Source organism: Mycobacterium sp. 23, assembly GCF_048287075.1.
GTDB classification, from domain to species: domain Bacteria; phylum Actinomycetota; class Actinomycetes; order Mycobacteriales; family Mycobacteriaceae; genus Mycobacterium; species Mycobacterium gordonae_B.
This window is the reverse complement of record NZ_JBLVUX010000005.1, coordinates 1,597,409-1,610,443: the sequence shown is the minus strand read 5'-3', so window position 1 is coordinate 1,610,443 and position 13,035 is coordinate 1,597,409. Positions and strand designations below refer to the sequence as shown.

Annotated in this window: 11 protein-coding genes; 9 read left to right on the top strand and 2 right to left on the bottom strand. The window is 69.8% G+C overall.

Features of this window, described 5'->3' with window-relative positions; translation table 11 throughout:
* Window positions 1-9 precede the first annotated feature (9 nt).
* From cobO to ACNQS7_RS08455, 5 genes are all read left to right on the top strand, one after another.
* Complete coding sequence (gene cobO / locus ACNQS7_RS08475; RefSeq protein WP_418012204.1) at window positions 10-624, top strand: cob(I)yrinic acid a,c-diamide adenosyltransferase; 615 nt, start codon at window positions 10-12, stop codon at window positions 622-624.
* On the top strand, window positions 621-1,988 hold the full coding sequence (locus ACNQS7_RS08470; RefSeq protein ID WP_418012203.1) for a cobyrinate a,c-diamide synthase: 1,368 nt from the start codon (window positions 621-623) through the stop codon (window positions 1,986-1,988). Before cobO ends, ACNQS7_RS08470 begins: the two co-directional genes overlap by 4 nt.
* Window positions 1,989-2,008: 20 nt before the next feature.
* Window positions 2,009-3,229, top strand: coding sequence for a uroporphyrinogen-III C-methyltransferase (gene cobA / locus ACNQS7_RS08465; protein WP_418012202.1), 1,221 nt, complete (start codon window positions 2,009-2,011; stop codon window positions 3,227-3,229).
* Between the two features lie 22 nt (window positions 3,230-3,251).
* Complete coding sequence (locus ACNQS7_RS08460) at window positions 3,252-4,844, top strand: MFS transporter (protein ID WP_418012201.1); 1,593 nt, start codon at window positions 3,252-3,254, stop codon at window positions 4,842-4,844.
* Window positions 4,845-4,979: 135 nt separating this feature from the next.
* Window positions 4,980-6,725 carry a proline--tRNA ligase gene (locus ACNQS7_RS08455; protein WP_418012200.1) on the top strand — a complete coding sequence of 582 codons (1,746 nt, stop codon included), beginning with the start codon at window positions 4,980-4,982 and terminating at the stop codon, window positions 6,723-6,725.
* 126 nt (window positions 6,726-6,851) lie between these two features.
* Here the strand turns inward: ACNQS7_RS08455 and ACNQS7_RS08450 are convergent, their stop codons facing one another.
* Window positions 6,852-7,298, bottom strand: coding sequence for a ferritin-like domain-containing protein (locus ACNQS7_RS08450; protein WP_055581128.1), 447 nt, complete (start codon window positions 7,296-7,298; stop codon window positions 6,852-6,854).
* Window positions 7,295-7,834 carry a hypothetical protein gene (locus ACNQS7_RS08445; protein ID WP_055581143.1) on the bottom strand — a complete coding sequence of 180 codons (540 nt, stop codon included), beginning with the start codon at window positions 7,832-7,834 and terminating at the stop codon, window positions 7,295-7,297. The genes ACNQS7_RS08450 and ACNQS7_RS08445 overlap by 4 nt, the downstream gene beginning before the upstream one ends.
* 206 nt (window positions 7,835-8,040) lie before the next feature.
* Between ACNQS7_RS08445 and rimP the strand changes: the two genes are divergently transcribed.
* The 4 genes from rimP (at window position 8,041) to infB (ending at window position 13,024) form a co-directional block, all read left to right on the top strand.
* Window positions 8,041-8,571, top strand: coding sequence for a ribosome maturation factor RimP (gene rimP / locus ACNQS7_RS08440; protein ID WP_418012199.1), 531 nt, complete (start codon window positions 8,041-8,043; stop codon window positions 8,569-8,571).
* The gene (gene nusA, locus ACNQS7_RS08435; protein ID WP_418012198.1) at window positions 8,568-9,611 is read left to right on the top strand and encodes a transcription termination factor NusA; all 1,044 of its coding nucleotides are present in this window, start codon (window positions 8,568-8,570) and stop codon (window positions 9,609-9,611) included. The genes rimP and nusA overlap by 4 nt, the downstream gene beginning before the upstream one ends.
* 108 nt (window positions 9,612-9,719) lie before the next feature.
* A complete protein-coding gene (locus tag ACNQS7_RS08430) occupies window positions 9,720-10,100 on the top strand; it encodes a YlxR family protein (protein WP_396890980.1) in 381 nt (126 codons plus the stop codon).
* Between the two features lie 65 nt (window positions 10,101-10,165).
* A complete protein-coding gene (gene infB / locus ACNQS7_RS08425) occupies window positions 10,166-13,024 on the top strand; it encodes a translation initiation factor IF-2 (protein ID WP_418012197.1) in 2,859 nt (952 codons plus the stop codon).
* The last annotated feature ends 11 nt before the right edge of the window (window positions 13,025-13,035 follow it).

Here is a 13,035-nt window from a genome sequence, read left to right as displayed (position 1 = left end):
TAATCAGTTATGCCCCAAGGCAATCCGACTGGAGTCCCGAACGACGGCCTGACTACCCGGGCCCGGCGCAACACCCCCGTGCTGGCGGTGCACACCGGCGACGGCAAGGGCAAGTCGACGGCCGCGTTCGGAATGGCGTTGCGCGCCTGGAATGCCGGTATGAGTGTGGCGGTGTTTCAGTTCGTCAAGAGTGCGAAGTGGAAGGTGGGCGAGGAGTCGGCGTTTCGGGAACTCGGCCGCCTGCACGAAAGCACGGGCGTCGGTGGCGCGGTCGAGTGGCACAAGATGGGTTCGGGCTGGTCCTGGTCGCGCAAGGCCGGCAGCGAGGTTGACCACGCCGCGGCGGCCGCCGACGGCTGGGCCGAGATCCGCGGTCGCCTGCGCGAGCAGCGGCACGACTTCTACGTCCTCGACGAGTTCACCTATCCGATGAAGTGGGGCTGGGTCGACGTCGGCGAGGTCGTCGATGCGCTGCGGGCCCGGCCGGGTCAGCAGCATGTGGTGATCACCGGCCGCGACGCGCCGCCGCTGCTGGTCGATGCCGCCGACCTGGTGACCGAGATGGGCAAGGTGAAGCACCCGATGGACGCGGGCCGCAAGGGCCAGAAGGGCATCGAGTGGTGAGCCCGGCGCCCGCGGTCGTCATCGCCGCACCGGCATCGGGCAGTGGAAAGACCACGGTGGCAACGGGTTTGATCGGCGCGCTACGCCGGGCCGGGCACCGGGTGGCGCCCTTCAAGGTCGGCCCCGACTTCATCGACCCCGGCTACCACGCCCTGGCCGCCGGGCGGCCGGGCCGCAACCTCGACCCGGTGATGGTGGGGGACAAGCTGATCGGCCCGCTGTTCGGTCACGGCGCCCGCGGCGCGGACATCGCGGTGATCGAAGGGGTGATGGGCCTGTTCGACGGCCGGATCGGCCCGGACGCCACCGGCCCGGCCGCCGGATCCACCGCGCACGTCGCCGGCCTGCTGGGTGCGCCGGTGATCCTGGTGGTCGATGCCCGCGGGCAGAGCCACAGCATCGCCGCACTGCTGCACGGCTTTTCAACCTTCGACCCGCACACCCGGATCTGCGGGGTGATCCTCAACCGCGTCGGGACGGCCAGGCACGAGCTGGTGCTGCGGCAGGCGTGTGAGCAGGCCGGGGTAGCCGTGCTCGGGGCGATCCCGCGGACGGCCGAATTAGAGCTTCCGACAAGGTATCTGGGGCTCGTCACTGCCGTGGAGTACGGTCGCCACGCCGAGCGGGCGATCGAGGCGATGACGGAACTGGTGGCGCTCCACGTCGATCTGCCGGCGGTGGTGGCGGCGGCCGGCGGCCGGGTGGACGACCCGCCCTGGGACCCGTCGTCCGCGGTGAGCACGGTCGATGCGCACGTCCGCGTCGCCTTGGCGGCCGGCAAGGCGTTCACCTTCGGCTACGCCGAACACGCCGAGCTGCTGCGGGCCGCCGGCGCCCAGGTCGTCGAATTCGACCCGCTCAACGATGCCCTGCCCGAGGCGACGGACGCCGTGTTGCTGCCCGGGGGGTTTCCCGAGCAGTTCACCGCGGAACTGTCCGCCAACGACGTCGTCCGGCGTCAGATCGCCGCACTGGCTGCCACGGGGGCGCCTGTGCACGCCGAGTGCGCCGGGCTGATCTATCTGGCCGACGAACTCGACGGCTACCCGATGTGCGGTGTGCTGTCGGGGTCGGCGCGGTTCACCCAGCGGCTCACCCTGGGCTACCGGGACGCGGTGGCCGTCGCCGACTCGTCGATGTTCGCGGCCGGACAACGGGTGGTGGGCCACGAATTCCACCGGACCACGGTCACCTTCACCGACAGCTACCAGCCGGCCTGGGTCTACCGCGGCGGAGCCGTGGATCGCACCCCGGACGGCGCCGTCCGGGGCGGGGTGCACGCGTCGTATCTGCATACGCATCCCGCGGCGGTGCCCGATGCGGTGGCCCGCTTCGTCGCGCAGGCCGTCAAACCCCGGGGCTAGCGCGACATTAAGCTTGCCCGGTGACCGAGAGCCCCTATCTGGTGGGACTGCGACTGACCGGCCGAAAGGTCGTCGTCGTCGGCGGGGGAGGCGTCGCCCAGCGCCGGTTGCCGCTGCTGATCGCCAGCGGCGCCGACGTGCACGTGATCTCCCGCAGCGCCACCGCCGCGGTCGAGGCGATGGACGGGATCACCCTGTCGCTGCGCGAATACCGCGACGGCGACCTCGACGGCGCCTGGTACGCGTTGGCGGCCACCGACGAGCCCGAAGTGAACGCGGCGATCGTCGCCGAGGCCGAACGCCGTCACATCTTCTGCGTCCGCGCTGACATCGCGGTCGAGGGAACGGCGGTAACCCCGGCGTCCTTCAGCTACGCGGGACTGTCCGTGGGGGTGCTGGCCGGAGGGGAGCACCGGCGTTCGGCGGCCATCCGGTCGGCCATCCGGGAGGCCCTGCAACAGGGCCTCATCGCGGCCGAGAGCTCCGATGACGTCCTGCGCGGCAGCGTGGCGCTGGTCGGGGGCGGTCCGGGCGATCCCGAACTGATCACGGTTCGGGGCCGCCGGCTGCTCGCCCAGGCCGACGTGGTCGTCGCCGACCGGCTCGCTCCGCCCGAACTGCTGGCCGAGCTGTCCCCGCATGTCGAGGTGATCGACGCCGCCAAGATCCCGTACGGCCGGGCCATGGCCCAGGACGCGATCAATGAGGTGCTGATCGAGCGGGCCCGGGCCGGCAAGTTCGTGGTGCGTCTCAAAGGGGGCGATCCGTTCGTGTTCGCCCGGGGGTACGAGGAAGTCCTGGCATGTGCGGAAGCGGGGATTCCGGTGACCGTGGTGCCAGGTGTGACAAGTGCCATAGCCGTGCCCGCTCTGGCGGGCGTTCCGGTGACTCATCGGGCCACAAATCATGAATTTGTGGTGGTCAGCGGCCATTTGGCGCCCGATCATCCCGAATCGTTAGTGAATTGGGATGCTTTGGCAGCAATGTCAGGGACCATCGTTTTGCTGATGGCGGTCGAACGCATCGAACTTTTTGTGGCTGCGCTGTTAAAAGGCGGCCGACCTGGGGATACTCCGGTCATGGTGGTGCAACACGGAACGACGGCAGCGCAACAGACGTTGCGGGCGACCCTGGCGGACACGCCGGAAAAGGTCCGCGCGGAGGGTGTTCGACCTCCCGCGATCATCGTTATCGGGCCCGTCGCGGGCCTCGGCGACGCTCAGGGTTTAAACAATTCTTAAGATTACTGTAAGGTAACCCGCTATGACGGCTCTCAACGACTCAGAGCGGGCAGTCCACACTTGGACTGAGGGACGCTCAGAACGTTCGGCCCAGGAGCGTCCCACGCGAACAGTGGAGACCCCTTTGCAGCGCTTGAGCAGGTATTACCCGACGTGGCTACCCTCGCGGCGGTTCATCGCCGCGGTTATCGCCATCGGCGGCATGCAGCTGCTGGCCACCATGGACAGCACGGTCGCCATCGTCGCGCTTCCTAAGATTCAGAACGAGCTCAGCCTGTCCGACGCCGGTCGTAGCTGGGTGATCACCGCTTATGTGCTGACCTTCGGCGGGCTGATGCTGCTCGGCGGCCGGCTCGGCGACACCATCGGGCGTAAGCGCACCTTCATCGTCGGTGTCGCGCTGTTCACCATTTCCTCGGTGCTGTGCGCGGTGGCCTGGGACGAGGTGACGCTGGTCATCGCCCGGCTGTCGCAGGGCGTGGGCTCGGCTATCGCCTCGCCGACCGGCTTGGCGCTGGTGGCGACCACCTTCCCGAAGGGGCCGGCGCGTAACGCCGCGACGGCGGTCTTCGCGGCCATGACGGCGATCGGGTCCGTGATGGGCCTGGTGGTCGGTGGCGCGCTGACCGAGTTCTCGTGGCGGCTGGCGTTCATGGTCAACGTGCCGATCGGGCTGGTGATGATCTACCTGGCCCGCACCGCGCTGCGCGAAACCAACCGTGAGCGGATGAAGCTTGACGCGGCCGGGGCCATGCTCGCCACGCTGGCGTGCACCGCCGCCGTGTTCGCGTTCTCGGTGGGCCCGGAGAAGGGCTGGGTTTCGGTCACCACGATCGGTTCCGGTGTGGTGGCGGTGCTGGCGGCCATCGGGTTCGCCATCGTCGAGCGCACCGCGGAGAACCCCGTCATCCCATTCCAGCTGTTCCGCGACCGCAACCGGCTGGTCACCTTCATCGCGATCTTCCTGGCCGGCGGCGTCATGTTCACCCTGACGGTGTCCATCGGCCTGTATGTGCAGGACATCCTGGGCTACAGCGCGTTGCGCGCCGGCGTGGGCTTCATTCCGTTCGTCATCGCGATGGGCATCGGCCTGGGCATCTCGTCTCAGCTGGTCTCGCGGTTCTCACCGCGGGTGCTGACCATCGGCGGTGGCTGGCTGCTGCTGGGCGCCATGATCTACGGGTCGTTGTTCATGCACCGCGGTGCGTCCTACTTCCCGAACCTGGTGCTGCCGATCGTCGTCGGCGGGATCGGCATCGGCATGGTGGTCGTCCCGCTCACGCTGGCAGCCATCGCCGGCGTCGGATTCGACCAGATCGGCCCCGTGTCCGCGATGACGCTGATGCTGCAGAGTCTGGGCGGGCCGCTGGTGCTGGCCGTCATCCAGGCCGTCATCACGTCCCGCACGCTGTACCTGGGCGGCACGACCGGCCCCGTCAAGTTCATGAACGACATGCAGTTGCAGGCGCTGGACCACGGCTACACCTACGGGCTGCTGTGGATCGCCGGAGCGGCCGTGATCGTCGGTATCGCTGCGCTGTTCATCGGCTACACGCCCGAGCAGGTCGCGCACGCGCAAGAAGTCAAGGAAGCGATCGACGCCGGAGAGCTGTAGGTCGGCGCCCGTCGCGCCGAGCCTGTAAGTCTGGCGGCCCCTCCTCGCGCTTTCTCTGCGATTTTGCAGGCTCGGTGCCGGCTCCTGCTCGACGTGAGATCTGACACGCTCGGCCCCCAAGTAGGCTTGCCGCCTGTGATCACCAGGATGTCCGAGCTGTTCCTGCGCACTCTGCGCGACGACCCCGCCGACGCAGAGGTGCCCAGCCACAAACTGCTGATCCGCGCCGGATACGTCCGGCCCATCGCGCCCGGCCTCTACAGCTGGCTGCCTCTCGGCCTGAAGGTGCTGCGCAACATCGAGCGCATCGTCCGCGAGGAGATGAACGCGATCGGCGGCCAGGAGATCCTGTTCCCGGCCCTGCTGCCGCGCGCGCCCTACGAGACCACCAACCGGTGGACCGAATACGGCGACAGCGTCTTCCGGGTCCAGGACCGGCGCGGCAACGACTACATGCTGGGCCCCACCCACGAAGAGCTGTTCACCCTGACCGTCAAGGGCGAGTACAGCTCCTACAAGGACTTCCCGCTGACGCTCTACCAAATCCAGAACAAGTACCGCGACGAGGCGCGCCCGCGCGCCGGCATCCTGCGCGGCCGCGAGTTCGTCATGAAGGACTCGTACTCCTTCGACCTCGACGCCGCCGGCCTGAAGGCCTCCTACCATGCGCACCGCGAGGCTTACCAGCGGATCTTCGACCGGCTCGAGGTGCGCTACGTCATCGTCTCGGCCGTGTCGGGTGCGATGGGCGGCAGCGCGTCCGAAGAATTCCTGGCCGAGAGCCCGATCGGCGAGGACACCTTCGTCCGGTGTGTGGAATCGGGCTACGCCGCCAACGTCGAAGCCGTCATCACCGCCCGCCCCGACGCACAACCCACCGACGACAAGCCCCCGGCCGAGGTCCACGACACCGGTGACACCCCCACCATCGCCACCCTGGTCGCCTGGGCCAATGAGGCGCTGGACCGCACCGTGACCGCCGCCGACACCCTCAAGAACGTCCTGCTGAAGGTCCGCCAGCCCGGCGGCGACTGGGAACTGCTGGCCATCGGTGTGCCCGGTGACCGCGAGGTCGACGACAAGCGCCTCGGCGCGGCGCTGGAACCGGCCGAGTACGCGCTGATCGACGACGCGGACTTCGCGAAGTACCCGTTCCTGGTCAAGGGGTACATCGGCCCGAAAGCGCTGCGGGAGAACGACGTCCGCTACCTCGTCGACCCGCGGGTGGTGGACGGCACCAGTTGGATCACCGGCGCCGACGAGCCCGGGCGCCACGTGGTCGGCCTGGTCGCCGGTCGCGACTTCACCGCCGACGGCACCATCGAGGCGGCCGAGGTGCGCGAGGGCGACCCGTCACCGGACGGCGCCGGCCCGCTGGTGATGGCTCGCGGCATCGAGATCGGCCACATCTTCCAGCTCGGGCGCAAGTACACCGACGCGTTCAGTGCCGACGTGCTCGGCGAGGACGGCAAGCCGGTGCGGCTGACCATGGGGTCTTACGGCGTCGGAGTGTCGCGCCTGGTGGCCGTGGTCGCCGAACAGCACCACGATCAGCTGGGCTTGCGCTGGCCGGCTTCGATCAGCCCGTTCGGGGTGCATCTGGTGATGGCCAACAAGGACCCCGAGGCCCGGCTGGGCGCCGCCAAGCTGGCCGCCGACCTGGACAAGGTGGGTGTGGACGTGCTGCTGGATGACCGCCAGGCCTCACCCGGGGTGAAGTTCAAGGACGCCGAGCTGCTCGGCGTGCCCTGGGTCGTCGTGGTAGGCCGCGGCTGGGCCGACGGCCGGGTCGAGCTGCGCAACCGGTTCAGCGGGGAAACCAGCGAGCTGGCCGTCGGTGATTCGCTGACCAGCGACCTGGTCGCCGCCTTCAGCGGCTAGCGGCGATCGCAAGCGCGGTGTAGCCGGGCGCGGCGGGTCGCCGCCTTCAGCGGCTAGCGGCGATCGCAAGCGCGGTGTAGCCGGGCGCGGCGGGTCGCCGCCATCAGCGGCTGAGAATGGCCCGACCTATTCGTTCCCGCCCGGGAACGCCGTGGTGATCGGCCAGCCGCCCAGCACCTTGTTCCAGCGCGCGGCCAGCACCGCGCTCTGCGTCAGCGCCGTCGAGGCGAACGCCCGATCCTCGGCCGTCTCGGCATGCTCGACGACCGCTCGCCACGCCGTCGCGCCGTCGTTCTCCATGCGCGCCGCCAGCCGCGCCGCATCCGCCGGGCTGCCCACCGGCGACGGCAGCTGATACCCGGCGGCGGCCGGCGCCGGCGTGACCTTGCGGGCACTGAGCATCGCGATGACGTCGTCGCGGCGCTGGCGGTGCTGATTGAGCGCCTCCACCACCAGGTCGTTGACGCTGGGCGGCGACAGCGCCGACACGATGCCGTAGCCGTAGATGGTGCCGTGCTCGACGGCCAGCGCGTCGCTGAGCGCCGCGACGTCGGCGTCCTTGCCACCGCTCATATCGACGGGCCCCCCGGCACCAGCGCAACCTCGCACGACGCCGTGCACGACGCCGCGATCGAGGCGAGCAGTCCGGCCCGGTAGCCCGACGACGTCGACACCAGTCGATTGGCCTCCTCGGCCGACTTGCGCAGCGAATCGATCACGTCGGAAACCGGCGGTGGTGGCGGCGGCGGAGCCTCCGGCTCGGTCGGGCTGGGGGTCGCGCTGGAGCTGCTCGTTTCACTGGTCGAGGAGACGAGCTTGCCGGCGGCCCGCGCGATCTCGGTGGACAGCGCCCGGGCGTGCGCGGCGCGCTGGGTGGCGACGACGGTCAGCGCGGCCGCGATCTGTGGGGGGCTGCCGATCGCTCCGGCGGCCGCGGCGGCCAGCGCACTGTCGCGCCGGGCCTGGTCCAACGGGCCCACCAACTCCTCGACGGCGGGGGGCTTGGGCGCCGACTCGCCGCAGGCGGTTGCCGCCACCCCGAGTGCGGCGAGAGCGGCACCACCGGCGAGCACACGCCGCCTGCTGATGACGGGTACTGCTCTGGGCACGTCCCACATCCTGCCATCACCGGGCACCGCGACAGCGCCAGCCACGATGGCGTCAGGCCCCGGCAGAGAACCGGCTCGGCAACCGGAGAGTTGTTGAACGGGCGTCAATAGCGGATTCTGGCGTATCGTGGGTGGCTGGCTCTCTGAGTTCGCTGTGAAAGCCACGCTCAAGCGCATGACCGACAATTCAAGATGAGGAGCTCGCCGTGACCACCGGGCTACCTTCGCAGACGCAGGTGATCGAGCTGTTGACCGGAGAGTTCGCGCGCGCCGGTTACGAGATCGAAGACGTGGTCATCAACAGCCGCACGCGCCCACCGCGCATCACCGTGATCGCCGACGGCGACACCGCGCTGGACCTCGACACCATCGCCGCGCTGTCCCGAACCGCCTCCGATTTGCTGGACAGAGTGGACGGCGGCGACGCCGACGAATACATCCTCGAGGTCAGCTCTCCCGGCGTCGACCGCCCGCTGACCACCGAGAAACACTTCCGCCGGGCGCGGGGCCGCAAGGTGGACCTCGCGCTGGCAGATGGGTCGCAGTTGTCCGGCCGAATCGCCGAAGCCGGCAACGGCACGCTGTCGTTGGTGGTCCGCGCCGGCCGCGAGCTGGCGATACGGCAGATACCGATGACGGACGTCGTCAAAGCGGTTGTGCAGGTTGAGTTTTCGCCACCAGCCCGGGCGGAGCTGGAGCTGCTGGGTCAGGCACAGAGGACGGAGGCCGGAGCATGAACATCGACATGGCCGCACTCCACGCGATCGAGGTGGACCGGGGCATCTCGGTCAGCGAGCTGCTCGAGACGATCAAGTCCGCGCTGCTCACCGCCTACCGGCACACCGAGGGCCACCAGTCCGACGCCCGCATCGAGATCGACCGCAAGACCGGCGTGGTGCGGGTGATCGCCCGCGAGACCGACGAAGACGGCAACCTGATCAGCGAGTGGGACGACACCCCGGAGGGCTTCGGCCGCATCGCCGCCACCACCGCACGGCAGGTCATGCTGCAGCGTTTCCGCGACGCGGAGAACGAGCGCACCTTCGGCGAGTTCTCCACCCGCGAAGGCGAGATCGTCGCCGGGGTCATCCAGCGCGACAGCCGGGCCAACGCCCGTGGCCTGGTCGTTGTCCGGATAGGCACCGAGGCCAAGGCCTCCGAAGGCGTGATCCCGGCCGCCGAACAGGTGCCGGGCGAGAGCTACGAGCACGGCAACCGGCTGCGCTGCTACGTCGTCGGGGTCAGTCGCGGCTCGCGTGAACCGCTGATCACCCTCTCGCGCACCCACCCGAACCTGGTGCGCAAGCTGTTCTCGCTCGAGGTTCCCGAGATCGCCGACGGTTCGGTGGAGATCGTGGCGGTGGCCCGAGAGGCCGGCCACCGGTCCAAGATCGCCGTGGTATCCCGGGTGCCCGGTCTGAACGCCAAGGGCGCCTGCATCGGTCCGATGGGGCAGCGGGTCCGCAACGTGATGAGCGAGCTGTCCGGCGAGAAGATCGACATCATCGACTACGACGAGGACCCGGCCCGCTTCGTGGCCAACGCGTTGTCGCCGGCCAAGGTGGTGTCGGTGTCGGTGATCGACCCGAACGCCCGCGCCGCCCGGGTCGTGGTTCCCGACTTCCAGTTGTCCCTGGCCATCGGCAAGGAAGGGCAGAACGCCCGGCTCGCCGCCCGCCTCACGGGGTGGCGCATCGACATCCGGGGTGACGCGCCGGGCGGCTCCGAGGGCCAGCCTGACCAGGGGGCCAGCCATGGAATGGCCCACGAGCACTGAAGCGTGCCGCGGCGGCTCGGGGTGATCCGCAGTAGTCGGCTGCTGAATTGCCGCGCGAGCGGCCGCAGGGTGGTTCTGACCACTGGTCGGGTGACGCTAGACTGAGCCGTGATCCAGCGCGAGCCTTCGGCCTCGGCGCGCCAACGTCCGGAAACCCCCAGCGGACCGGTGCGGACGTGTGTCGGATGCCGGAGGCGAGAGTTGGCCGTCGAACTGCTTCGAGTGGTGGCTCGGTCTACCGGGAACGGCAACTACGCCGTAATCGTTGACACAGCCGGAAGCCTGCCGGGGCGAGGTGCGTGGTTGCATCCCGATCCGCAGTGCGCACAACAAGCGATCCGGCGGCGGGCTTTCACCCGCGCGCTGCGCATCACCGGTTCGCCGGACACATCCGCGGTGATCGAGCACGTCGAGTTCTCGGCGGCCCGCATCACCAACGGCAACAGAACAGGTAGCAACGAACATGAGCACACCGTGAAGTCCCGATGACCATGCGTCATAGCTAACCCCCGAGGCGCGGCCCACCGCTTGTCGCCTCATAGACAGGAGATGTAGTGGCAGGTAAGGCCCGCGTACACGAGTTGGCTAAGGAACTCGGTGTCACCAGCAAGCAAGTTCTCGCCCGACTGACCGAACAGGGCGAATTCGTCAAATCGGCATCATCCACGGTGGAAGCACCCGTGGCCAGGCGCCTCCGCGAGTCGTTCGGCGGCAGCAAGCCCGCCGCAGGCGGTGCGGCCAAGACCCAGGCAGGCCCTCCGGCCGGCGCGCAACCGGCGGCCAAGCCTGCCGAGAAGGTCGCCCCCTCGGCAACCGATGCGGCACTCGACCGCGCACTGGACAAGGCCGTCGGCAACGGCGCGCCCAGCAGCGCGCCCGCCAAACCGGCCGCTCCCGGCCGCCCGGCCCCCGCGGCCCCACCGGCGCCTCCGGCTGCCCCGTCGGCGCCGGCCGCCGCACCCGCGCCTGCTGCCCGGGCAAAGCCGGCCGCGCCGGCCCCGCCGACCCCCGGACCGGCGGCTGCCGCACCGGGACAGGCACCCGCACCGCAGGCCCCGCCGCAGCCGGGCGCGACGCCCGGGCCGCGTCCGGGCCCGATGCCCAAGCCCGGCGTCCGCACGCCCCGCGTCGGCAACAACCCGTTCTCCTCGGCACAGCCGGTGGACCGGCCGATTCCGCGTCCGCACCCGCAGGCTCCGCGCCCCGGCGCACCCCGCCCGGGCGCGCCGCGACCGGGTGGAGCTTCGCCCGGCAGCATGCCGCCGCGTCCCGGTGGCGCCTCCGGCGGGCCTCGTCCGCCGCGTACCGGCGCGCCCCGGCCCGGTGGTGCCCGCCCCGGTGGCGGCGGTCCCGGTGGCGGTGGCGGCGGCGGTAACTACCGCGGCGGCGGCGGTGTCGGCGCGGCACCCGGCGGTGGCGGCGGCTTCCGTGGTCGTCCCGGCGGCGGTGGCCCCGGGGGCGGTGGCGGCGGCGGCCGTCCCGGCCAGCGCGGGGGCGCGGCCGGTGCGTTCGGACGTCCCGGCGGCGCGCCCCGGCGTGGCCGCAAGTCCAAGCGGGCCAAACGCGCCGAATACGAGAACATGCAGGCCCCGGTCGTCGGCGGTGTGCGGTTGCCGCACGGCAACGGCGAGACCATCCGGCTGGCCCGCGGCGCATCGCTGAGCGACTTCGCCGACAAGATCAACGCCAACCCGGCCGCGCTGGTGCAGGCGCTGTTCAACCTCGGCGAGATGGTCACGGCCACCCAGTCGGTCGGCGACGAGACGCTCGAGCTGCTGGGCAGCGAGATGAACTACAACGTTCAGGTCGTCAGTCCCGAGGACGAGGACCGCGAGCTGCTGGAGTCCTTCGACCTCACCTACGGCGAAGACGAAGGCGGCGAAGAGGATCTGCAGACCCGTCCGCCAGTGGTCACCGTCATGGGTCACGTCGACCACGGCAAGACCCGCCTGCTGGACACCATTCGTAACGCCAGCGTCCGCGAGGGCGAGGCGGGTGGCATCACCCAGCACATCGGCGCCTACCAGGTCGGGGTCAACTTCGAGGGCAGCGAGCGGCTGATCACCTTCATCGACACCCCCGGTCACGAGGCGTTCACCGCCATGCGTGCCCGCGGTGCCAAGGCCACCGACATCGCCATCCTGGTGGTGGCGGCCGACGACGGCGTGATGCCGCAGACGGTGGAGGCCATCAACCACGCCCAGGCCGCCGACGTGCCGATCGTGGTGGCGGTCAACAAGATCGACAAGGAGGGCGCCGACCCGGCCAAGATCCGCGGCCAGCTCACCGAATACGGCCTGGTGGCCGAGGATTTCGGTGGCGACACGATGTTCGTCGACATCTCGGCCAAGCAGGGCACCAACATCGAGGCTCTGGAAGAAGCGGTGCTGCTGACCGCCGACGCCGCCCTGGACCTGCGGGCCAACCCCGACATGGAGGCTCAGGGTGTGGCCATCGAGGCGCACCTGGACCGCGGTCGCGGTCCGGTGGCCACCGTGCTGATTCAGCGCGGCACGTTGCGGGTGGGCGACTCGATCGTCGCCGGCGACGCCTACGGCCGCGTCCGCCGCATGGTCGACGAGCACGGCGAGGACGTCCACGAGGCGTTGCCGTCGCGTCCGGTGCAGGTCATCGGCTTCACGTCGGTGCCCGGCGCCGGTGACAACCTGCTGGTCGTCGACGAGGACCGGATCGCCCGCCAGATCGCCGACCGGCGCAGCGCCCGCAAGCGCAACGCGCTGGCCGCCCGCAGCCGCAAGCGGATCAGCCTGGAGGACCTGGACTCGGCGCTGAAGGAAACCAGCCAGCTGAACCTGATCCTCAAGGGCGACAACGCCGGTACCGTCGAGGCGCTGGAAGAGGCCCTGATGGGCATCGAGGTGGACGACGAGGTGGCGCTGCGCGTCATCGACCGCGGTGTCGGTGGCATCACCGAGACCAACGTCAACCTGGCGTCGGCATCGGATGCGATCATCATCGGCTTCAACGTGCGGGCCGAGGGCAAGGCGACGGAGCTGGCCAACCGCGAAGGCGTCGAGATCCGCTACTACTCGGTGATCTACCAGGCCATCGACGAGATCGAGAAGGCCCTGCGCGGCATGCTCAAGCCGATCTACGAGGAGAACCAGCTGGGCCGGGCGGAGATCCGCGCGATCTTCCGCTCTTCGAAGGTGGGCGTCATCGCCGGTTGCATGATCACGTCCGGGGTGGTGCGCCGCAACGCCAAGGCCCGACTGTTGCGGGACAACATCGTGGTGACCGAGAACCTCTCGATCAACTCGCTGCGGCGGGAGAAGGACGACGTCACCGAGGTCCGCGAGGGCTTCGAATGCGGTCTGACGCTGGGATATTCGGACATCAAGGAAGGCGACATCATCGAGTCCTTCGAGCTCGTGCAGAAGGAACGGTCATGACCGGGCCGGGG

Coding starts and splice junctions, on each gene's coding strand:
- ACNQS7_RS08450 (WP_055581128.1), bottom strand. CDS start 7,298: ATGAGCGGTGGCAAGGACGCCGACGTCGCGGCGCTCAGCGACGCGCTG.
- cobO (WP_418012204.1), top strand. CDS start 10: ATGCCCCAAGGCAATCCGACTGGAGTCCCGAACGACGGCCTGACTACC.
- ACNQS7_RS08460 (WP_418012201.1), top strand. CDS start 3,252: ATGACGGCTCTCAACGACTCAGAGCGGGCAGTCCACACTTGGACTGAG.
- nusA (WP_418012198.1), top strand. CDS start 8,568: ATGAACATCGACATGGCCGCACTCCACGCGATCGAGGTGGACCGGGGC.